Here is a 19,388-nt window from a genome sequence, read left to right as displayed (position 1 = left end):
CTGGCAGGACGGTGGCGGCCGGTGTGGCCAGCGCGGCCGACACCTTCGCGCCCGGGCTCGGCGTGCCCGCCGCCGGGGGAGTGGAGGTCGGACGTTCGGGTGGCCCCCGGCCGTGACCTGCGCTCCGGGTCGGCGGGGACCAGCGGAGGTCGGCCGCGCTCCGGATGCCTGCTCAGACCAGGCTGGCCGGGCCCGGGGCGGTGGCCGGCAGGACGGCGGCGGCCGGTGCGGCCGACACCTTCGTGCCCGGGCTCGGCGTGCCCGCCGCCGGGGGAGTGGAGGTCGGACGTTCGGGTGGCCCCCGGCCGTGACCTGCGCTCCGGGTCGGTCGCCATCGAGGACCGGTCGGCTCCGCGCCGCGTCACGGCCGGCCCTTGGCACGGCGGGTACCCCGGTTGCGATCAGGTGCGCCGTGCGTGGCGGCCGGTCGGGAGCGTCGGGTCGGCCGCGCTCCGGGCTTCTGACGCCCGCTCAGACCAGGCTGGCCAGGCCCGGGGCGGCGGCCAGCAGGACGGCGGCGGCCGGTGCGGCCAGCGCGGCCACCGTCAGGCGCAGGCGGTGGTGGACCGGGAGGCGGGGCTCGCCGGTCAGCAGGCGGTCCACCCGCTGCGGGGTCTCGGCCAGGTGCTGCGGGGCGCAGGCGCCGCCGAAGACGCCCCGGCCGGAGTTGATCTCGACCAGGGCGAGTGCGGTGGTGATCCGGCCGTGGCGGCGCGCCGCCCGGTCGTCGGCGGCGAGCTCCACCAGGGCGCCGACCTGGTCCCGGAAGGCGGAGAACACCCCGACCCCGGGGAAGCCGCTGGCCAGTGCCTGGGCGGACTGCGCCAGCCAGTGGTGCCGGGCCCGGACGTGCCCGCGCTCGTGGCTGAGCACCGCTGCCAGCTCACGGGCCGTCAGTTGTTGGAGTGCTCCGGTGGTGACCACCAGCCGGGAGGACGGGCCCGGCAGTGACCAGGCCTCCGGGCGGACGTTCTCCAGCACCACCAGCCGCTCCCGGCCGGCCGCCTTCCCGGTGGTCAGGCCAGCGGGCAACTCCGGTGCGCGGTGGGCCAGTTCGGCCGAGCGGCGGTCGCGCAGCGCGCGGGCGGCCCGGACCTCCCGGGAGAGCGAGTAGGCGGTCCAGAGACCGCCGGCCGCGAGCAGCGCGGCGGTCAGCCGGCCCCACCCCTCGGCGTCGGCCAGGCCGTAGGCGGCTTCCACGCCGTGCGGTGCGTCGGTGAAGACGAAGTCCCGGACCGGGGGCAGGGCGGCGGAGGTGGCCAGCACCAGCGCCAGCGCGCAGCACAGCAGCACCGCGACGACCAGGCACTGCCACGCCAACAGGGCCAACACCGGCTCCCGGGCCGCCCACCGCACCCGCGCCAACATCCGTGGCGCGACGGTGGCCAGCAGCCCCCCGAGCACCAGCAGGCCGAACAGAGCCGTCATGACAGCAACCTACGCGCTCCACCGCCCCGGGAGAACCCGCTTCGGCCCAACATGACACACGGCACACCCCGCCCCGCCCGGCCATCGGCGACCGGGACCCGGGGTTGGTGGTCCGGCCGCGCAAGCCTCTGGCCCCGGCGGCGGCTCACCGGGCCCCCGTTCGTGCGGCGGTGATGCCGTAGGGGCCGCTGCCGGGCGTCGGCCGGGCGTCCGGCCGGGCGCGGTGTCGTACGGTCCGGTGCCCCGGTCCGTGACCGGGATCCCGCTGATGCCGACGGCGTCGGAGCGGTGCGCGGCATTTCCCCACGGGGACCGGAAGCCGGGGCCGGGCGGCCTGCGGATGGCCGCTCCTGCGTCACATGGTCAGCAGCATCGCGAACATGCCGACGCCCATCGCCGCCCGGCAGGCGCCCGGGAGGTGGGTGGTGGCGGTGAGGACGGGGCCGGCCGGGGTGGCGAGCAGGCGGGTGCCGGTCCAGACGGTGTAGCCGCCGTAGTAGAGCAGGAGCAGCCCGGTGAGTGCGGGGAGGCCGGCCGTGCCGTGGTGGCCGCCCGGGGCGAGCGCCAGGTAGGCCATCGCGGCCGAGCCGAGGGCGTGGTGGAGGCGGTGGCCGTGATGCCGGCGGTGGAGCGCGGTGGCGGCCAGCAGGGCGAGGGCGAGGGCGGCGAACAGCCAGCCCCAGAGCGGGGCCGGCCACAGGGCCATGCCGGCCATCCCGAGGCCCATCGCGGCCTCGGCGGCGTCGGCCTCCCGCCACCCGCCGCGTCGCAGGCGGTGCAGGCAGTACCCGGCCGTGCCGCCCGTGACGGCGGCCAGCAGCGCGCTCACCAGTACCGGTCCGTGCACCGAAGCGCCCCCCTCCGCCGCCGCTCACGCTCCGTCCGGTCCACGATCACCGATCGGGCGAGGGCGGAGCAGGGCGCGAAAGGGGGCGCACTGAGGTGTGACCGGTGGTCAACTCCCGGGCGCGAGCCGTCCGGAGGCGATGATCCGCCGGAGGAACTGCCGGGTCCGCTCCTGCTGCGGGTCGCCGAGGACCTGCTCGGGCGGGCCCTGTTCGAGCACCACGCCGGAGTCCAGGAAGCAGACCTGGTCGGCCACCTCGCGGGCGAAGCCCATCTCGTGGGTGGAGAGCACCATGGTCATCCCCTGCTCCTTCAAGTCCCGTACCACGCCCAGGACTTCGCCGACCAGCTCGGGGTCGAGCGCGGCGGTCACCTCGTCCAGCAGGAGCAGCCGGGGCCCGGTGGCCAGTGCCCGGACGATCGCCACCCGCTGCTGCTGGCCGCCGGAGAGCCGGTCCGGGTACGCGCGGGCCTTGTCGGCCAGGCCGAGCCGGCCGAGCAGGTCCAGTGCCTGCGCCTCGGCCTCGGCGCGTTCGCGCCGGTGCACCCGGCGCGGGGCGAGCGTGACGTTCTGCAGCACCGTCAGGTGCGGGAAGAGGTTGTAGGACTGGAAGACCACGCCGATCCGCCGGCGGACGGCGTCCTGGTCCACCGCCGGGTCGGTGATCTCCTCACCGTCCAGGAAGACCGCGCCGTCGTCCACCTCCTCCAGCAGGTTGGCGCACCGCAGCAGGGTGGACTTGCCGGAGCCGGAGGCCCCGATCAGTGCCGTGACGGAGTGCGCGGGGACGTCCAGGGAGACGTCCCGCAGCACCGGTTGGCCCGCGTAGGACTTGCGGACGGACTCGAAGCGGAGCACCGGCTGCCCGGTCACACCGCACCCCCTTGCAGCTGACGGCCGTTCATCCGCTGGGTGATCCAGTCGGTGAACCGGGTCATCGGGATGGTGAGCAGGATGAAGACCAGCGCCGAGACCAGGTACGGCGTGTAGTTGAAGGTCCGGGAGGTGATGATCTTCGCGGCGAAGACCGCGTCGATCACGCCGCCGATCGAGACCAGGCCGGTGTCCTTCTGGAGCGAGACCAGGTTGTTCAGCAGCGGCGGCACCACCCGCCGCACCGCCTGCGGCAGGATGACGAACCGCATCGCCTGGGCGTTGGTCAGCCCCAGTGAGCGGGCCGCCGCGCGCTGGCTGGGGTGCACCGACTGGATGCCGGCCCGGAACACCTCGGAGACGTACGCCGAGTAGGTCAGCACCAGCGCCGCACCGCCGAGCACCAGCGGATCGGTGGTCACGCCGGTGAGCCGGAGCGCGGGCACACCGGTGATCATGATGAGCAGGCAGATGATCATCGGCAGGCCGAGGAAGAAGTCCACGTAGGCGGTGGCCAGCAGCCGCACCGGCAGGAAGACCGGACCGCGGAGCGTCCGCAGCACCGCCAGCAGCAGGCCGAACACCAGGATCAGCGCACCGCAGACCAGCATCAGGACGAGGTTCACCTTGAGGCCGCCGAGCACCTCGGGCAGCGCCTGCCGGGCGTAGTGCGCGTTGAAGAAGGTCTGCCGGGTCCGGTCCCAGCCGGGGGAGTTGACCACCACCAGGGCCAGCACCAGCGCGGTGAGCGCGGTGCTGGCGGTGGCGATCAGCGCCGAGCGGCGGGCCCGGCGGCGCCTGTGCGCCTCCCGGGCCAGCCGCCGTTCGGACGGGCGGTAGTCGTCCCCGGTCTTGGTCAGGTCAGCGGTGGTGGTCACTTGAGCACCGGTGCCGAGACCGCGTCGGAGAGCCACTGCTTCTCCAGCTTCGCCAGCGTGCCGTCGGCCCGCAGGGCGTCCACGGCCTGGCTGACGCAGCCGGTCAGCGCGCTGCCCTTGTCCAGCACCAGGCCGAACTGCTCGCCGTCCGCGCCGCCGGTCCCCTCCAGCTGGCCGATCACCTTGGCCTCGGTCACCTCGGCGCCGGTGATGTAGAAGGCGGTCGGCAGGTCCACCACCAGGGCGTCGATCTGACCGTTCTTCAGGGCGGTCTTCGCCAGGTCGTTGTCGTCGAAGACGGCGGGCTGGGCGGCCGGCTTGATCTGCCCGGTGATCGCGGACAGGCTGGTGGTGCCGACCTGGGCGCCCAGCTTGGCGCCCTTGAGGTCGGCCAGCGAGGCCGCGTTCGCCGCCTTCGAGCCCTTGAGCGCGATCACCGCCTGCCGGACGTCGTAGTAGCCGGGGGAGAAGTCCACCGACTGCTTGCGCTCGGCGTTCACCGAGACCTGGTTGATGTCGAAGTCGAAGTCCTTGGCGCCGGGGGCGAAGGCCTTGTTGAACGGGCTGACCACCCAGCTGACCTTGTCCTTCGGGTAGCCGAGCTTCTCCGCCACCGCGTGGGCCACCGCCGACTCGAAGCCCTTGCCGTTCGACGGGTCGTCCTCGGAGAACCACGGGTCGTACGCGGGCTTGTCGGTGCCCACCGTCAGGATGCCGGACTTCTTGGTGGCCAGCTTGCCGGCCTCGCAAGTCCCGGAGGCGGTGGGCGACTTGGCCTCCTCCTGGGGGGCGCAGGCGGTGAGCAGCAGACCGGCCGCGAGCAGGGCGGCCGGCAGGACGAGGCGGGCGGGGCGGACGGCCGGGGTCATGGCGGGCTCCAGGGGGCAGGGGGTGAGGACGTGCCAGGAAGAGGACTGCCCGTCGGGCGGGCGCGGCCAACCGGATCAGCAGCGGTGGCGGGGCGCGGGGGCGGCGGGCATGGTCGGCGTACGGCACGGCCGCCGCGGTGCCTCCCGACGGGGTGTCAGCGGCGGGAGGTCAGCAGGCGCCGCGACAACAGGAAGGCACCCGGGTCAGGTCGGGGTGGCAACGGGCCACGTGGATCACCGCCGGGAGCATGGCGGGAGGTTCGCACCCCATCGGCCCCACTGTCCACCACGTCCATCCGACTGTCCGCATGGTGGACGCGACCCTGGCAGCGCACCGGCCCCGGCAGTGTCGGTGGAGCCCCCCTTGAACAGGAGAACCTTTCGAATCTATGGTGTCCCTGTCGAAATAACTCCTGTCTAAGTGGGTCTCTGATGCAGAATCTTTCGCCCAAGCTTGTCGAGGCGGCCGAACTCTCCGGAGTAACCCCGGCCGGCCACGCGACGCACCCCGCCTGGCTCCGGCTGAAGGAGGCCGTCGAGGCCCTGCGCCCGCTGCAGGCCAAGGACGGCTCCATCGACCTGTCGGCCGTCCAGCGCTCCACCGTCGACCCGCTGGTCGAGACGGTGCTCGGCGCGGTCGAGGAGCTCGCCCCGCTCTTCCCGCACGACGCCGACTACCTGACCGCCGTCCTGGCCGACCTGCGCAAGTGGGCCGACACCGGCTACCGCGAGCCCGACTTCCTGGACTCGCTGCTGGCCTTCCAGCCCGCCGAGCAGCGCACCGACGGCCTGGAGCACCTGGTGGTGTTCCCGATGTACACCCAGAACGGCAACCCGAACCGCAACCTCGAGGCCGTGCTGCTCACCGTGGTCTGGCCCGAGTGGCTGGCCGAGCTGGAGCGCGAGCGCTTCGACAACCCGATGTTCGTGCCGATCACCTTCACCGACTTCACGGCCGGCTACGACACCAACTCCGCGGTGCTCTTCCCGGAGACCGTGGCGGTCCGTCAGGCCCCCGAGCGCTTCACCTGGGGCGGCATCTTCTGCGACCGCGAGGCGGCCCGCTTCCGCGCCGTCTCCACCAGCGCGGTGCGCCAGCTCGGTCTGGAGATCCCCGAGGACGCCGTCGGCCTGCTCGCCGACCAGCAGCGCGCCCAGCAGACCTTCGTGCTCTGGGACCTGGTGCACGACCGCACCCACAGCCACGGCGACCTGCCGTTCGACCCCTTCATGATCAAGCAGCGCTCGCCGTTCTGGATGTACGGCCTGGAGGAGCTGCGCTGCGACCTGACCGCCTTCAAGGAGGCCGTCCGGCTGGAGGCCGAGGGCTACCCGCAGGGCCGCGACGTCCAGTACGCGATCCTGTTCGACCGGATGTTCCGCTTCACCGTCTCCGGCGACCGGGTGCGCAACTACGACGGCATGGGCGGCCAGCTGCTCTTCGCCTACCTGCACAAGCACGACGCGCTGCGCTGGCGCGACAACCGGCTCTCGATCGACTGGAGCCGGGTCGCCGAGGTCACCAACGGGCTCTGCGCCGAGATCGAGACCCTCTACCGGGACGGCATCGACCGCCCGAAGACCGCGCACTGGATCGCCGCCTACGAGCTGGTCTCCCGCTACCTCACCCCGCACCCGGCCTCCACCTGGGCCAAGGGCCCGGAGGCGCTGCCGCTCGGCATCACCGAGGACAAGGCGCTGCGCAAGGCGCTCTGCGACGCGGTGCTGCCCGACGAGTTCCCGCTCTCGATGTTCTTCGAGGCGCTGTCCAAGAAGCTCGGCGGCGTGATCGCCGCCACCACCGGCATCACCGGCGCCTCGGCCGGCCGTCAGGAGATCGCAGCATGAGCGAGCGTCAGGTCGATGACCGTCACCTCGACGGCAAGGTCGTCGCGGTGGCCGGCGCCACCGGCCCGGCCGGCCGTGCCACCCTGCGCCGCCTGACCACGGCCGGGGCCACCGTGATCGCCGCCGACATTGACGGCCGGGCGCTGGACAACGCGCTGGAAGCGATCCGGCTGACCGTCCCCGAGGCGAAGATCTCCAGCCAGGTGATCGACCTGCTGGACCCGCAGGAGGTGCACGACTGGGCCGACCACCTGGAGGGCGAGCACGGCCACGTGGACGGCCTGTTCCACCTGGTCGGCGGCTGGCGCGGCAGCAAGACCTTCTTCGACAGCCGGATCGACGACTGGGACTTCCTGCACGACCGGGTGGTCCGTACCCTCCAGCACACCTCGCTGGCCTTCCAGCCCGCGCTGGTCCGCAGCGAGGCCGGCCGGTACGCGATGATCTCCGCCGCCGCCGCCCACAAGCCGACCGCGGGCGGAGCCGCGTACGCCGCCGCCAAGGCGGCCACCGAGGCGTGGACGCTGGCCATGGCCGACTCCTTCGTCAAGGAGACCACCGCCCCGGACGGCGTCCCGACGGCGGCGGCTGCCATCCTGGTGATCAAGGCCCTGGTCACCCCGGAGATGCGCGCGGAGAAGCCGGACGCGAAGTTCGCCGGCTTCACCGACACCGCCGACCTGGCCGACGCCCTGGCGGCCCTCTGGGACCGCCCCGCAGCCGAACTGAACGGACAGCACCTGTGGCTGACAGCCCGATGAACGAGCACGTGACGGACGCCGTCCGCCGCCACGACCCGGCCGTGCGCGGCTTCGCCAGCGACAACTACGCGGGCGTGCACCCGGAGATCCTGGCCGCCATCGCACTGGCCAACGACGGCCACCAGGTCGCGTACGGCGAGGACCAGTACACCGAGCACCTCCAGGACGTGTTCCGCAAGCACTTCGGCCCGTCCGCCGAGGCGTACCCGGTCTTCAACGGCACCGGTGCCAACGTGGTCTCGCTCCAGGCCCTGCTGCCGCGCTGGGGGGCGGTGATCGCCGCCGAGTCCGCCCACATCAACGTGGACGAGTGCGGCGCCCCCGAGAAGATCGCGGGCATCAAGCTGCTCACCGTCCCCACCCCCGACGGCAAGCTCACCCCCGAGCTGATCGACCGTCAGGCCTGGGGCTGGGGCGACGAGCACCGCGCGCAGCCGCTCGCGGTCTCGATTACCCAGAGCACCGAACTCGGCACCCTGTACACCGCCGAGGAGATCAGGGCGATCTGCGACCACGCCCACCAGCACGGCATGCTGGTGCACCTGGACGGCTCCCGGATCGCCAACGCCGCCGCCGCGCTCGGCCTGCCGCTGCGGGCCTTCACGACGGACGCCGGCGTCGACGTGCTCTCCTTCGGCGGCACCAAGAACGGCCTGCTGCTCGGCGAGGCCGTGGTGGTGCTCAACCCGGAGCGGGTGCAGAACCTCAAGTACCTGCGCAAGATGTCGATGCAGCTCGCCTCGAAGATGCGCTTCGTCTCGGTGCAGTTCGAGGCCCTGCTGAGCGGTGACCTCTGGCTGCGCAACGCCTCGCACGCCAACGCCATGGCCAAGCGCCTGGAGGCGGCGGTGGCCGGCATCGACGGCGTCACCCTGGTCCGCCCGGTCCAGGCCAACGCGGTCTTCGCCATCCTCCCGCGCGAGGTCAGCGAGCGCCTGCAGAAGCGCTACCGCTTCTACTTCTGGGACGAGCACACCGGCGAGGTCCGCTGGATGGCCGCCTTCGACACCACCGAGGCCGACATCGACGCCTTCGCCGCCGCCATCGCCGAGGAGATGGCCCGCGCCTGACGCGCCCTCACCCCGCCGCCGAACGCCCCCGCCGTGCCGTCCTGGCACCGGGGGCGTTCGCCGTCAGTCCCCGGTGACGGCGAGGACCAGGGCGAGCACCTCGGCGGGGCTCAGCTCGGTCCCGTCGGGGGCGCGGCCGAGCCCGGCCGCCAGCACGACCGCGAGGTCGGCCTCGGGAACGGCGGTGCGGAGCCCGGCGAGCAGGGCGGGGAACCCGGCGTCGTCGATCCACCCCCCGTAGTGCTCCTGTTGGAGCCGGTGCACGGTGGCGACCAGCTCGGGCCGCAGCCGCATCCAGGCCCGGATCTCCCGGATCGCCTCGTCCACCCGGTCCACGTACCACCGCACGACGTCGTACGGCACCACCGTGTGCGGACCGGGCGATGCGTAGTGCAGCGTGGGCTCTTCCGACGGGTCCTCGTCGGGGATCAGTGCCACCATGAGCAACTGGTTCTGCGGGCCCCGGAGTTCGAGCTGCCAGGCGTCTTCCGAGGGGGAGTAGACCTCGGCGACCTTGTAGAAGGGGTCCGGCGACGGGACGGTCATGCTCGGCTCTCCTGCGGATCGGTCCTGCGACGCATACGGCCGGCGGCCATCATCGTGCCCGTCCCGGTACCGGACACGAACGGCGGGCGAACTCCCGACGCCGGTCCGCTCCCGGGACAGCGTGAGGGGCGCTCGGAGAGGCCGCCGGAGGTGCCGTCGTCGCCCCGCGACGGAGTGGGAGGCCGCGCCCGGGGTCCGGGGCGCCGCTCCGGACTTCCTGGTCGAAGTCCTCGGCTGAGCCGCCGTCAGCCGACCGCCGCTGCTGCGCTCCCAGGGCGTGGGCCCCGCCCCCGGCCCGGCCTCAGTGCTCGGTGCGGGCCAGGGCCGCCGCGCCGATCAGGCCCGCGTCGGTGCCGAGCTCGGCGGGGAGCAGCACCGTGCGGGCCGCGAAGGGGAGGGCGGCGTAGGCGGCGAAGTGCCGGCGGAGCGGGGTGAAGAGCAGCTCGCCCGCCTGGGCGACCCCGCCGCCGATGACGGCGGCGTCCAGGTCGACCAGGGTGGCGGTGGCGGCGATGCCGGCGGCCAGGGCGCGGGCGGCGGAGTCGAAGGCGGCCAGGGCGAACGGGTCGCCGGCCCGGGCGGCGGTGGCGACGGCGGTGGCGGAGGTGTCGCCGGTGGGCGGGCGCCAGCCGGCCTCGGTGGCGGTGCGGGCGATCGCGGTACCGCTGGCCAGGCCCTCCAGGCAGCCCCGGGAGCCGCAGGGGCAGGGGCGGCCGTCGACGTCGACGGTGATGTGACCGAGGTGGCCCGCGTTGCCGGTCCGCCCGGTGTGCAGCCGGCCGCCGATCACCAGCCCGGCCCCGACCCCGGTGGACACCACCAGGCAGAGCACGTCCCGGTACGGGCGGGCCGCGCCGCGCCAGTGCTCGGCGGCGGTCATCGCCACCGCGTCGCCGCCGAGCACCACCGGCAGTCCGGCCACCGCCGGGTGGGCGGCGACCTCGGCGCGCAGCGGGAAGGCGCGCCAGCAGGGGATGTTGACGGGGCTGACGGTGCCCGCCTCGATGTCGACCGGGCCCGCGCTGCCGATCCCGACCGCCCGCACCGCGCTCCAGCGGGGGTCGGCGGCCAGCAGGTCGAGGACTGCGCCGACGGCGCCGGCCATCTCGGCGGCGGTGCCGGTGGCCGGGGTCGGCAGCTGCACCCGGTGGAGCAGCGTGCCGGTGGAGTCCACCAGCCCGCCGGCGATCTTCGTGCCGCCGAGGTCGATGGCGCCGAGCAGCGAGCCGGAGGGACGGTGGTTCATGGCGGGGGCGCTCCAGCGTGACGGGTCGGCGGGCGGGGTCCCGTGATTCTCGCCCCGCTCTGACAACGTTGTCCAGATCCGGCCCCGTCCCTGCCGCCGCCCGCTCGTCCGGGCCGGCCCCGTCGCTGCCGCCCGGTCTCCTAGGCTGGCCCCGTCCGACCGACCGTCAGGAGGGCCCGCCCGCATGCCGATCGACCTGCCACCACACCCGACCGTGCTCTTCCAGGGCGACAGCATCACCCGGGCCGGCCGCCACCTCGCCGCCCCCTCCGACCTCGGCCACGGCTACCCCGCGCTGGCCGCCCCGGCGCTGCGCGCGGCCCACCCCGGCGCCACCGTGCTCAACCGGGGCGTATCCGGCGACGGCGTCGCCGACCTCCGCGCGCGCTGGGCGGACGACGCCCTGGCCCACCGCCCCGACCTGCTCTCCCTGCTGATCGGGGTGAATGACACCTGGCGGTGGCAGGAGGGCGGCATCGAGTCCCCGATCGACCCCTGGGAGGGCCATTACCGCGCCCTGCTGGACGGACTGCTGGACCGTCACCCCGCCGCCCGCCTGGTGCTGGTGGAGCCCTTCCTGCTCCCGGTCGCCCCCGCCCAGTGGGAGTGGCGCCCGGACCTGGACGCCAGGATCCAGGTGGTCCGCCGCCTCGCCGAGGAGTACGGCGCCCTGCTGCTGGCCGCCGACGGGCTGCTCAACCAGGCCGCCCGCACGGCCGGCGACCCCGGCGCGATCGCGGCCGACGGCATCCACCCCACGCCGCTCGGGCACCGCCTGCTGGCCGACGCCTGGACCGCTCTGGTGCTCGGTTGAGCCTGCGTCCGGAGCCGTACGCTCCCGCGCCGACTGCCCCGGGGCGGTCCGACGCGGGGTCGTATGCTCCCCGGTATGACCAGCCGCCCCGTCACCGCCCGGCCCACCATGAAGGACGTGGCCGCCGCCGCCGGGGTCGGGCTGAAGACCGTCTCACGGGTCGTCAATGGTGAGGGCGGCGTGACCGAGCAGACCGCCGCCCGGGTGCGGGAGGCGATCGCCGCGCTCGGCTTCCGCCGCAACGACAGCGCCCGCCTGCTGCGCACCGGCCGGACGGCCTCCGTCGCCCTGCTGCTGGAGGACATCAAGGACCCGTTCTCCTCGGCCCTGACCCGGGCCGTCGAGGAGGTGGTCTGGGCGGAGGGCTGCCTGCTGTTCACCGGCTCCAGCGGCGAGGACCCGGCCCGGGAGCGGGAGTTGGCGCTGGCCTTCTGCGCCCGCCGGGTGGACGGCCTGATCGTGGTCCCGGCCGGGGACGACCACCGGTACCTGCTGCCCGAGACCGAATCCGGCACCCCGGTGGTCTTCCTGGACCGTCCCGCCGCCGGGATCGACGCGGACGCCGTGCTCAGCGACAACGCGGGCGGCGCCCGGGACGGTGTGGCGCACCTGATCCGGCACGGGCACCGGCGGATCGGCTTCGTCGGCGACCAGCCCCACCTGCACACCGCCGCCGAACGGCTGCGCGGCTACCGGGAGGCGATGGCCGCCGCCGGACTGACGGTCGATCAGCGCTGGATCGACAGCGGCCCGAGCGACCCGGCCCGGGTGGCCGCCGCCGTCACCCGGCTCACCACCGGGCCGGAGCCGGTCACCGCGCTGTTCACCGCCAACAACCGGATCACCCTGGCCGCCCTGCACCACCTTCCGGCCGCCCCGTCCGAGGCCCCGGCCCTGCTCGGCTTCGACGATCTGGAGCTGGCCGCCCTGCTCACCCCGGGCCTCTCGGTGGTGGCCCAGGACCCGGCCGCCCTCGGCACCGCCGCCGCCCGCACCCTCTTCGCCCGCCTGGCCGGGGACACCACCCCGCCCGGCCGCATCGTGGTCCCCACCCGGCTGATCGCGCGCGGCTCGGCGGAGCGGCCGTCCGGGCGGGGCTGACGGGCCGTCACCGTCCCGACGGCGGGTGCTCGCCACGCCGACGGCCACGCTGTCGGTGGCCGGGGCTGGGGTCTGTCGCCCGGGGCCGGACGGAGATCGCAGGCGACTCGCGGCCACGGGGGTGGGTGGGAAGGTCCCCGGCAGCCGGCTCGGGACCGGATGCGGAATCCGTGACCCCACCCCCCGTTCCGGCCCCGCTCCCGCCCCTGTCCCGTCCCCACGGCGGCCACGATCCGAGGGACGCCGCCCGGGTCGGCCGCGCGGGCCGCCCGGTCAGGACGCGGCGGCCTCGTGCAGCGCCCCGTAGGCGCCGCCGCCCGCGATCAGCTCGGCGTGGCTGCCGAGCTCCACCAGCCGGCCGTGCTCCAGCACCGCTATCCGGTCGGCCGCCCGGATGGTGGAGAGCCGGTGGGCCACCACGAAGACCGTGCGGCCCTTCACCAGCTCGGCCATCGCCTGCTGCACCAGCGCCTCCGAGCGCGGATCCAGCGCCGAGGTCGCCTCGTCCAGGATCAGCACCCGGGGGTCGCGGACCAGCGCCCGGGCGATCGCGAGGCGCTGCTTCTGCCCGCCGGAGAGCCGGATGCCGCGCTCGCCGAGCAGGGTGTCCTTGCCGTGCGCCAGCCGGTCGACGAACTCCTGCGCGTTGGCGTCCCGCAGCGCCGCGTCGAGCACCGCCTCGGGCACGTCCCGCAGGCCGTAGGCGACGTTCTCCCGGATGGTGCCGTCGAACAGCACCGGCTCCTGCGGCACCACCGAGAGGAAGCGGCGGTAGCTGCGCAGGTCCAGGCCCTCCATGTCGGTGCCGTCCAGCAGGATCCGGCCCTCGGTCGGCCGGAGGAAGCCGATCACCAGGTTGAGGACGGTGGACTTGCCCGCGCCGGAGCCGCCGACCAGGGCGATGGTCTCGCCGGCCCGTACGGTCAGGTCCAGGCCCTCCACCGCCGGCCGGTCCGCGCCCGGGTGACGCAGCGTCACGCCCTGGAAGTCGATCCGGCCCCGGACGGCCGTCACCTCGGCCTTGCCCGCGTTCTCCTCCAGGTCGGGAGCCTGCAGCAGCTCACCGACCGAGCGGACCGAGGCGAAGCCCTTGCCGAGCTGCGGAGCCAGCGCCAGCAGGCTGGTGACCGAGCCGGTGAGGGAGGAGAAGTAGGCGCTGAGCATCACCACGGCGCCGGGCGTGACGCCCCACCAGCCCTGGTACGCGGCCACTGCCGCACCGGCCAGGCAGCCGACGCCGATCGCGTTCAGCAGGATCCAGGAGAGCGCGCCGAAGCGGCCGTTCAGCAGGTCCAGGCGCAGGCCCGCGTGCAGCACCCGGTCCAGCGTGCGGTCCATCCGGCGCAGCGCGGTGCGCTCCAGCCCGTGTGCCCGGGTGACCGGGATCAGGGTGGTCATCTCGCCGACCCGGCCCGCGAGTTGCTCGACCTCGCGGCGGAAGGACTCGTTCTGGTCGTGCAGCCGGGTGCGCAGCCGGGTCACCAGGTAGGCGGCGGCGGGCACCAGCACCAGGAAGACCGGCAGGAAGGCCGGTGCCTTCCAGCCGATCACCGCGAGCGCGCCGACCAGGGTGGCGAAGGCGGCCAGCCCGTTGTCGGCGGTCTGCTGGGCGGCGTTCTCGATGTTCTCCACGTCCCGGATCACCTTGGACTGGAGGGCCCCGGCGGTGACCCGGGCGTGGAAGCCGATCGACAGCTGCTGCATCCGGTGGCAGAGCGCGCTGCGCAGCCGGGTGCCCATCCGCCGGATGGTGCCGTGCATCCAGTGCACGTAGAGCAGGTGGAGGGGGAGGTTGAGTGCCAGGATCACCAGCAACAGGCCGGTGTTCCACCAGAGTTCGGACAGCGGGCGGTGGTCCACCACCACGTCCAGGACGTTCGCGGTGACCAGCGGCAGCAGCCAGATCGGCGAGTGCTTGGCGAGGAAGACCAGCACGGCCAGGGCGGCCCGGGCGCGGTCGGGGTGGATCAGGAAGAGCAGGGTCCGGAGGGGGTGCTCACCCTGGTAGCGGTGGCCTAGTGCGCCCTGGGGCAGTGCCATGGAGGCTCCAGCGAGGGGGTGGTGTGGGGGTCGCTGAGCAGTGTGCCAAGTGCGGCCCGATCGGTCAGCCGCATTCCACTCCGTGGGCAGCCCCGGGTGGCCCCGCCCGGCACTGAACTCGCTGAACTCCGCCTGCCACAGGTGTCGTTCGGTGCGCCGGAGAGTTCCGCCCCCGACGGCTGCCCGCAGCGGGGCCGGGGACCGTACCGTGGTGGCGGGGCCCGAACCGGTCGGGCCCCGCCAGTTGTGTACGGGGGTGCACGGTGAGGCGACTTCTCCACGCGGCGGCCGGCGGTGTCCGACGGCTCGTCACGGGCCGTCGGCGGGACCGTCAGTACGACTACCCGGAGGCGCACCGCCAGGAGCCGGACCGGTACCAGCGGATCGCCCACCTGGACCGGCCGCCGGCCGGTGGGGTCGGTGGCACCGTCGGCCAGGTGACTGCCTTCCTGGGCTGACGGCTCGTCGGCCCGTGCCCCCGGCCGGCCCGCGTACCGGGGGTCGCCGCGTACTGACAGCCGCTGCGTACTGACAGCCGCCGCGCACCGACGGCAGCCGCGCACCGACGGTCGGCCAGGGCCCGTGACCCCGGCCGGCCGTCGGCGGCGTCCCGCCCTCGCCGTCAGCTGGTGAGCACCGGCACCTCCGGGAAGCGGGCCTGCGCGGCGTCCCGGGCGGCGGGGGTGATCATCCGGCGGATGCCGGGGTCACCGGCCAGCCGGATCGCCTCCTCCTCGGTCATCGGCAGCACGCCCTGCTTGTTGCCGGTGCCGTCCCAGGCCAGGCAGTCGGCCAGGTTGATGTTGACGCTGGTGCCGTCGGGCCGGACCACGAAGATCGCGGACGCCTGGATGCAGTTGTCCGCGGGGTGCCGCACCGAGATCTTGTTGCCCCGCTCGTCGACCCGGCAGGCGGTCTGCTCGTTGCAGACCTTGTCCGGGCTGGCCGAGCCGATGAAGACCCGGAACATCCCGGTGCCCTTCGGCGTGGTCACGTAGACCTGGGCGACGGTCTCCGTGACCCCCGGGTCGACGTTCGCCGTCTGGGCCGCGTAGCCGCTGGTGCGGGTCCCGGGCGGCAGCGCGTCCAGCAGCTGGCCGAGCAGCGCCCGGCCGGTCACCTTCACCGGACCGGCGTCGGGATCGGTGCTCGGGCTCGGGCTGGGCTTGGGTGCGGCGGCCGGGGCGAGCTGCGCCGGTTCGGCCGCGGCAGTCGTGGCCTCGGCCGGCTGGAGCCGGCCGCCGAGCAGCGCCGCGAGGGCGGCCACCGCGAGTGTGCCGGACACCACGCCGCCGACCAGTGCGGCCCGGCGGGAGCGGCCCGTCGGGCCGGCACCGGTGACGGGCGGGGTGAGGTCGAGCATCGGCAGTTCGGTACGGGCCTTGTCGGACGGGAGGTCGTTCATCTCCGTCGGTCCTTCCGTGGTCATCGTCGTCGCATGCCGGCCATGCAGACCGCCGGGTGGCGGTGTTGCCCATCTCGACGTGGCGCGGAGGACGCAGGTAACGGAAGGAATCGGCCGACCGGCCGTGGGGGGGGGGGGGGGGGGCCCCCCCCCCCCCCCCCCCGCGCGCGCCGGGCGGCCCGCCCCCCCCCCCCCGCCCGCCGGCGGGGGGGGGGGGGGGGTGCCCCCGCGCGGCGGGGGGGGGCCCCCGCGGTACCGGTCTGCCGCGGCCCCCCCGGGGGGGGGGCCCCCCGGGGCCCCCCACGGCCGGACCGGACGGTCAGGCCGGGGGCGCCGACTCGCCCACCAGATCGGCGAGTTCGGTGAGTGCGGGGCCCAGCGGGAGCCCGATCCTGGCGGCGGCCAGCTCGTCCCCCCGGGTGGGCCCCTGATTGACGATCACCACGGGGGTGCCGTCCTTGGCCGCCCGGCGGACGAACCGCAGCCCGGACATGACGGTCAGGGAGGAACCGAGGACCAGCAGCAGCTGTCCGGCCGCCACCAGGTCGAAGCAGCGCTCGACCCGGGGCATCGGCACGCTCTCGCCGAAGAACACCACGTCCGGCTTGAGCACCCCGCCGCACTCCAGGCAGGGCGCGACCCGGAAGCCCGCCACCGCCTCGTCGGGGAGCACGGCGTCGCCGTCGGCCTGGCTGTCCGCACCCGGGGCGGCGGATGCCCCGTTCAGCTCGGTCAGCCGCCGGTCCAGCTCGGCCCGGGAGCTCAGGTGACGGCAGGTCAGGCAGATCACCCGGTCCAGCCCGCCGTGCAGCTCGACCGCGTCCCGGGTGCCGGCCGCCCGGTGCAGGCCGTCCACGTTCTGGGTGATGACGGCGGAGACGTGGCCGGAGCGACGCAGCCGCTCCACCGCGCGGTGCCCGGCGTTCGGCTCGGCCCGGGCGATGGTCCGCCAACCGGCGTGGCTGCGCGCCCAGTAGCGGCGGCGGGCCGCCTCGCTGCCGGTGAACTCCTGGTAGGTCATCGGCGCACCGCGCCGCCGGCTGCCGGTCTCGCCCCGGTAGTCCGGGATGCCGGACTCGGTCGACAGCCCCGCTCCGCTCAGCACCACCACGCCCCGCCCGGCCACCAGCCGGGCCAGGGGCCGGAGGTCGGCGGAGGGGGGAGCCGAGGTCACGGGATCAGCCATGCCGCCCAGGGTAGACCGGCCTGTCGGGGCGGGGCCGGGTGTAGTAGATTCCGGCTGGGCACACAGTAAGTATCGAAAAGGAACTCACTATGACTCAGTCCTGGCAGCAGACGGCTCAGCAGACCTGGACCGCCGTCGACGACTACTTCGACGGCCTCCTGGTGGAGGAGGACGAGGCCCTGCGCGCCGCCGTCGCCGCCACCGAGGCAGCCGACCTGCCCGCCCACCAGGTCGCCCCCAACCAGGGCAAGCTCCTCCACCTGCTGGCCACCATCAGCGGGGCTCGGCGCATCCTGGAGATCGGCACCCTCGGTGGCTACAGCACCATCTGGCTGGCCCGGGCCCTCCCCGCCGACGGCCGCCTGGTCACCCTGGAAGCCGACCCCCGCTGCGCCGAGGTCGCCACCGCCAACCTCACCCGGGCCGGCATCGCCGACCGGGTCGACCTGCGCGAGGGCCCCGCCCTCGACACCCTCCCGACGCTCGCCGCCGACGGCCACGGCCCCTTCGACCTGGTCTTCATCGACGCCGACAAGCCCGCCAACCCGGCGTACCTGGAGTGGGCGCTGCGCCTCACCCGCCCCGGCAGTCTGATCATCGGCGACAACGTGGTCCGCGACGGCGCCGTCACCGACGCCGCCTCCGACGACCCCCGGGTCCAGGGCGTCCGCACCTTCACCGAACTGATCGCCGCCCACCCCCGGCTGACCGCCACCGCACTCCAGACCGTCGGCAGCAAGGGCTACGACGGCTTCGTCCTGGCCCTGGTCACCGCCTGACGGCCGGTCAGCCCGCCGGAACGGCTCGCGGCGCGAGGCCGGTGCCCACCTGTGCGGCCCGGATCAGCGGCACCGTCACCGCTACCTGCGGCAGCAGCTCCACCGGCGAGATCGACGCTCTCGCGGCGGAGGCCGGCGCGACGGTCGGGGTCGGCCCGGCCGTTTCCATGACCGCCTTGTTGGGCAGCTCCACCACCGCCACCGCCGCCCCCGGGCAGACCGCGCATGCCACCGACGGCGTCCGGCGCCATCGGACCCAGGGCACCCACCCAGCACAGGGACGGATCACAGTTGACCATCAAGCCAGTCCGACCGCGCCATGCACTTTCGGCACTGGCGGCTCTCAGCGTCCTCGCCGGCGGGTGCACGTCCACCAGCGGCTCCGCCGCACCTCCTGCCATGAGCCCGCCGGCGACCTCCCAGACCGCCGATTCGGTCCCCTCGTCGCCGCCGTCGCCGTCGGCCAGTGTCTCCATCCCCGCCCTGCCGCCGGCCGAGCCGGGGGCCACCACACTCACGTCGGTACCGCTCCGCTCCGGTGGCACCAGCGTGGCGTCGTTCTCCGCGCGGCCAGGCGACCTGTTCGTCACGATCCTGTGCACCGGCGGGACGCTGATCCTTCGGATGGACCCCGTCTCCACCACGACCATCGTCTGTGCCGCAGACGCCGTCACACCCACCACGAACAACTTTCGCCTCAGCTCGCCCAAGGACATCAACGTCAGCGTCGAGGCGCCCGAGGCCGTGCTCTGGAACATGCGAATCGAGCAGTGATCGTGCTGGGGCGGCGCCTGCGGCGCGGCCCCAGCCGGTCTGCGGTCACCTGGCGTGCCTGCGCCGCAGATCCCGGTCGGGGCACTCGACCCGGAGCAGGCCCAGCAGGAGCGGGCACATACGCGCCCCTGCTGACCGTCCGTCACGCCCCGAGGTGCGCCAGCAGCTCGGGGTGCGACGGATACGGCCGCTCCCGGGGCAGCAACTCGGCCGCGGCCTCCAGCTCCCCGGCGCGGACCAGCGCGTGCACCTGGTGCGCGAGCGGTGTCACATCCGAGATCGACACCGTCCACTCGTCGGCGAACCGCTGAGCCGCCTCCCCGGCCAGGCCGAGCTGGAGGGAGCGGTACGGCAGCGGTCGGAGGTGCAGGTCCCGCTCCGGGTCCCACTGCACCCGGGCCGGGGCCCGCTTGAGCTCCCGCTGCCAGGAGGCGCGGTCGGAGTGGAGGCCGCGTTCGTAGTGGGAGAGGTAGGCGTGCCGCAACGCCCACTCGAAGCCGTCCCGGGAGATCTCGACGGCGAGCACCGTCTCCTGTCCCTCCTTCCGCCCCCAGCCGCAGCGGTACATCATCCAGAGGAAGGACGGCTTGATCCAGGTCATCCGGGTACGGCTCCAGGCCGCGGGGAAGCGGCCGTCCCGGGCAGCCGGCAGCCCGATCTCCGGGCGGTAGGCCTGGTAGACGGTGACGGTCTCCTCGGTGTGCAGGGCGCGGATGCGGTGCTTCGGCTCGTCCATGGCGAGCAGGATGCGACCGGTGGGGCCGAACGAGCGAACGGTTTTCCCGGAGCGGGCCCCGGCGTTTGCCTTATGCCCGGGACGGGCGTAGTGTTCTCTAGTCGCTCGGCAGGGAGCACCGGACACGCGTTCTGTGTGGACGGTCCCGGGGCGGCCAATCCTTGGAACACCTCTTCTGATTCAGTGC

21 protein-coding genes are annotated in these 19,388 nt (G+C 74.3%); 9 read left to right on the top strand and 12 right to left on the bottom strand.

The genetic code is table 11. The annotated features are described in order from the left end of the window. Positions 1 to 164 precede the first annotated feature (164 nt). Positions 165 to 311 carry a hypothetical protein gene (locus ACIRBX_RS37335; RefSeq protein ID WP_402304693.1) on the top strand — a complete coding sequence of 49 codons (147 nt, stop codon included), beginning with the start codon at positions 165 to 167 and terminating at the stop codon, positions 309 to 311. A 160-nt stretch (positions 312 to 471) separates the two neighbouring features. On the opposite strand, the gene ACIRBX_RS37330 is transcribed toward ACIRBX_RS37335, so the two are convergent. The 5 genes from ACIRBX_RS37330 to ACIRBX_RS37310 all read right to left on the bottom strand — a co-directional run bounded on the left by ACIRBX_RS37330 (position 472) and on the right by ACIRBX_RS37310 (position 4,895). Further along, positions 472 to 1,428, bottom strand: coding sequence for a M56 family metallopeptidase (locus ACIRBX_RS37330; protein WP_402304690.1), 957 nt, complete (start codon positions 1,426 to 1,428; stop codon positions 472 to 474). Positions 1,429 to 1,783: 355 nt separating this feature from the next. Further along, the gene (locus tag ACIRBX_RS37325; protein WP_402304688.1) at positions 1,784 to 2,275 is read right to left on the bottom strand and encodes a DUF5134 domain-containing protein; all 492 of its coding nucleotides are present in this window, start codon (positions 2,273 to 2,275) and stop codon (positions 1,784 to 1,786) included. Between the two features lie 108 nt (positions 2,276 to 2,383). After that, complete coding sequence (locus ACIRBX_RS37320) at positions 2,384 to 3,148, bottom strand: amino acid ABC transporter ATP-binding protein (protein WP_402304687.1); 765 nt, start codon at positions 3,146 to 3,148, stop codon at positions 2,384 to 2,386. Then, complete coding sequence (locus ACIRBX_RS37315) at positions 3,145 to 4,026, bottom strand: amino acid ABC transporter permease (protein WP_402304684.1); 882 nt, start codon at positions 4,024 to 4,026, stop codon at positions 3,145 to 3,147. The genes ACIRBX_RS37320 and ACIRBX_RS37315 overlap by 4 nt, the downstream gene beginning before the upstream one ends. Continuing rightward, positions 4,023 to 4,895, bottom strand: a complete 873-nt coding sequence (locus tag ACIRBX_RS37310; protein ID WP_402304682.1) for an ABC transporter substrate-binding protein — start codon at positions 4,893 to 4,895, stop codon at positions 4,023 to 4,025. The genes ACIRBX_RS37315 and ACIRBX_RS37310 overlap by 4 nt, the downstream gene beginning before the upstream one ends. A 432-nt stretch (positions 4,896 to 5,327) precedes the next feature. Here ACIRBX_RS37310 and ACIRBX_RS37305 point away from each other — a divergent pair, with 432 nt between their 5' ends. Genes ACIRBX_RS37305 through ACIRBX_RS37295 form a run of 3 tightly spaced genes read left to right on the top strand, consistent with a single transcriptional unit; the run spans position 5,328 to position 8,574 of the window. Continuing rightward, a complete protein-coding gene (locus ACIRBX_RS37305) occupies positions 5,328 to 6,743 on the top strand; it encodes a DUF6421 family protein (RefSeq protein ID WP_402304679.1) in 1,416 nt (471 codons plus the stop codon). Next, the gene (locus ACIRBX_RS37300; protein WP_402304676.1) at positions 6,740 to 7,504 is read left to right on the top strand and encodes an SDR family NAD(P)-dependent oxidoreductase; all 765 of its coding nucleotides are present in this window, start codon (positions 6,740 to 6,742) and stop codon (positions 7,502 to 7,504) included. The genes ACIRBX_RS37305 and ACIRBX_RS37300 overlap by 4 nt, the downstream gene beginning before the upstream one ends. Then, on the top strand, positions 7,501 to 8,574 hold the full coding sequence (locus ACIRBX_RS37295; RefSeq protein ID WP_402304830.1) for a threonine aldolase family protein: 1,074 nt from the start codon (positions 7,501 to 7,503) through the stop codon (positions 8,572 to 8,574). Before ACIRBX_RS37300 ends, ACIRBX_RS37295 begins: the two co-directional genes overlap by 4 nt. 63 nt (positions 8,575 to 8,637) lie before the next feature. On the opposite strand, the gene ACIRBX_RS37290 is transcribed toward ACIRBX_RS37295, so the two are convergent. Beyond that, entirely contained in the window at positions 8,638 to 9,120 is a 483-nt protein-coding gene (locus ACIRBX_RS37290) for a hypothetical protein (RefSeq protein ID WP_402304673.1), read from the bottom strand. Positions 9,121 to 9,421: 301 nt separating this feature from the next. Then, positions 9,422 to 10,366 (bottom strand): ROK family protein, encoded by a 945-nt coding sequence (locus tag ACIRBX_RS37285; RefSeq protein ID WP_402304671.1) that lies wholly within the window; start codon positions 10,364 to 10,366, stop codon positions 9,422 to 9,424. A 184-nt stretch (positions 10,367 to 10,550) separates the two neighbouring features. On the opposite strand from ACIRBX_RS37285, the gene ACIRBX_RS37280 reads away from it, so the two are divergent. Continuing rightward, positions 10,551 to 11,180, top strand: a complete 630-nt coding sequence (locus ACIRBX_RS37280) for a GDSL-type esterase/lipase family protein (RefSeq protein ID WP_402304669.1) — start codon at positions 10,551 to 10,553, stop codon at positions 11,178 to 11,180. Positions 11,181 to 11,255: 75 nt separating this feature from the next. Beyond that, positions 11,256 to 12,281, top strand: coding sequence for a LacI family DNA-binding transcriptional regulator (locus ACIRBX_RS37275; RefSeq protein ID WP_402304666.1), 1,026 nt, complete (start codon positions 11,256 to 11,258; stop codon positions 12,279 to 12,281). A gap of 273 nt (positions 12,282 to 12,554) precedes the next feature. On the opposite strand, the gene ACIRBX_RS37270 is transcribed toward ACIRBX_RS37275, so the two are convergent. After that, a complete protein-coding gene (locus ACIRBX_RS37270) occupies positions 12,555 to 14,321 on the bottom strand; it encodes an ABC transporter ATP-binding protein (RefSeq protein ID WP_402304663.1) in 1,767 nt (588 codons plus the stop codon). Positions 14,322 to 14,584: 263 nt separating this feature from the next. Between ACIRBX_RS37270 and ACIRBX_RS37265 the strand changes: the two genes are divergently transcribed. After that, entirely contained in the window at positions 14,585 to 14,779 is a 195-nt protein-coding gene (locus tag ACIRBX_RS37265) for a hypothetical protein (RefSeq protein ID WP_402304662.1), read from the top strand. A gap of 164 nt (positions 14,780 to 14,943) precedes the next feature. On the opposite strand, the gene ACIRBX_RS37260 is transcribed toward ACIRBX_RS37265, so the two are convergent. Together ACIRBX_RS37260 and ACIRBX_RS37255 are read right to left on the bottom strand one after the other, a co-directional pair. After that, positions 14,944 to 15,726, bottom strand: a complete 783-nt coding sequence (locus ACIRBX_RS37260; RefSeq protein ID WP_402304661.1) for a hypothetical protein — start codon at positions 15,724 to 15,726, stop codon at positions 14,944 to 14,946. Between the two features lie 319 nt (positions 15,727 to 16,045). Beyond that, positions 16,046 to 16,912 carry an NAD-dependent protein deacetylase gene (locus ACIRBX_RS37255; RefSeq protein ID WP_402304660.1) on the bottom strand — a complete coding sequence of 289 codons (867 nt, stop codon included), beginning with the start codon at positions 16,910 to 16,912 and terminating at the stop codon, positions 16,046 to 16,048. 89 nt (positions 16,913 to 17,001) lie between these two features. Between ACIRBX_RS37255 and ACIRBX_RS37250 the strand changes: the two genes are divergently transcribed. Continuing rightward, positions 17,002 to 17,691, top strand: a complete 690-nt coding sequence (locus tag ACIRBX_RS37250; RefSeq protein ID WP_402304658.1) for an O-methyltransferase — start codon at positions 17,002 to 17,004, stop codon at positions 17,689 to 17,691. A gap of 7 nt (positions 17,692 to 17,698) precedes the next feature. Here ACIRBX_RS37250 and ACIRBX_RS37245 read toward each other — a convergent pair whose 3' ends face one another. Next, the gene (locus ACIRBX_RS37245; protein ID WP_402304656.1) at positions 17,699 to 17,884 is read right to left on the bottom strand and encodes a hypothetical protein; all 186 of its coding nucleotides are present in this window, start codon (positions 17,882 to 17,884) and stop codon (positions 17,699 to 17,701) included. Positions 17,885 to 17,982: 98 nt separating this feature from the next. Here ACIRBX_RS37245 and ACIRBX_RS37240 point away from each other — a divergent pair, with 98 nt between their 5' ends. Continuing rightward, the gene (locus ACIRBX_RS37240) at positions 17,983 to 18,465 is read left to right on the top strand and encodes a hypothetical protein (protein WP_402304653.1); all 483 of its coding nucleotides are present in this window, start codon (positions 17,983 to 17,985) and stop codon (positions 18,463 to 18,465) included. A gap of 142 nt (positions 18,466 to 18,607) precedes the next feature. Here the strand turns inward: ACIRBX_RS37240 and ACIRBX_RS37235 are convergent, their stop codons facing one another. Continuing rightward, positions 18,608 to 19,201, bottom strand: coding sequence for a DUF4291 domain-containing protein (locus tag ACIRBX_RS37235; protein WP_402304651.1), 594 nt, complete (start codon positions 19,199 to 19,201; stop codon positions 18,608 to 18,610). Positions 19,202 to 19,388 lie beyond the last annotated feature (187 nt).

Origin of the sequence: Kitasatospora sp. NPDC096147 (genome assembly GCF_044763225.1) — a bacterium.
Classification (GTDB): domain Bacteria; phylum Actinomycetota; class Actinomycetes; order Streptomycetales; family Streptomycetaceae; genus Kitasatospora.
The sequence above is the reverse complement of the archived record's forward strand: the minus strand, read 5'-3'. Positions and strand labels throughout refer to the sequence as shown.

Coding starts and splice junctions, on each gene's coding strand:
- ACIRBX_RS37335 (WP_402304693.1), top strand. CDS start 165: ATGCCTGCTCAGACCAGGCTGGCCGGGCCCGGGGCGGTGGCCGGCAGG.
- ACIRBX_RS37330 (WP_402304690.1), bottom strand. CDS start 1,428: ATGACGGCTCTGTTCGGCCTGCTGGTGCTCGGGGGGCTGCTGGCCACC.
- ACIRBX_RS37310 (WP_402304682.1), bottom strand. CDS start 4,895: ATGACCCCGGCCGTCCGCCCCGCCCGCCTCGTCCTGCCGGCCGCCCTG.
- ACIRBX_RS37305 (WP_402304679.1), top strand. CDS start 5,328: ATGCAGAATCTTTCGCCCAAGCTTGTCGAGGCGGCCGAACTCTCCGGA.
- ACIRBX_RS37300 (WP_402304676.1), top strand. CDS start 6,740: ATGAGCGAGCGTCAGGTCGATGACCGTCACCTCGACGGCAAGGTCGTC.
- ACIRBX_RS37295 (WP_402304830.1), top strand. CDS start 7,501: ATGAACGAGCACGTGACGGACGCCGTCCGCCGCCACGACCCGGCCGTG.
- ACIRBX_RS37290 (WP_402304673.1), bottom strand. CDS start 9,120: ATGACCGTCCCGTCGCCGGACCCCTTCTACAAGGTCGCCGAGGTCTAC.
- ACIRBX_RS37285 (WP_402304671.1), bottom strand. CDS start 10,366: ATGAACCACCGTCCCTCCGGCTCGCTGCTCGGCGCCATCGACCTCGGC.
- ACIRBX_RS37280 (WP_402304669.1), top strand. CDS start 10,551: ATGCCGATCGACCTGCCACCACACCCGACCGTGCTCTTCCAGGGCGAC.
- ACIRBX_RS37275 (WP_402304666.1), top strand. CDS start 11,256: ATGACCAGCCGCCCCGTCACCGCCCGGCCCACCATGAAGGACGTGGCC.
- ACIRBX_RS37270 (WP_402304663.1), bottom strand. CDS start 14,321: ATGGCACTGCCCCAGGGCGCACTAGGCCACCGCTACCAGGGTGAGCAC.
- ACIRBX_RS37260 (WP_402304661.1), bottom strand. CDS start 15,726: ATGAACGACCTCCCGTCCGACAAGGCCCGTACCGAACTGCCGATGCTC.
- ACIRBX_RS37255 (WP_402304660.1), bottom strand. CDS start 16,912: ATGGCTGATCCCGTGACCTCGGCTCCCCCCTCCGCCGACCTCCGGCCC.
- ACIRBX_RS37250 (WP_402304658.1), top strand. CDS start 17,002: ATGACTCAGTCCTGGCAGCAGACGGCTCAGCAGACCTGGACCGCCGTC.
- ACIRBX_RS37235 (WP_402304651.1), bottom strand. CDS start 19,201: ATGGACGAGCCGAAGCACCGCATCCGCGCCCTGCACACCGAGGAGACC.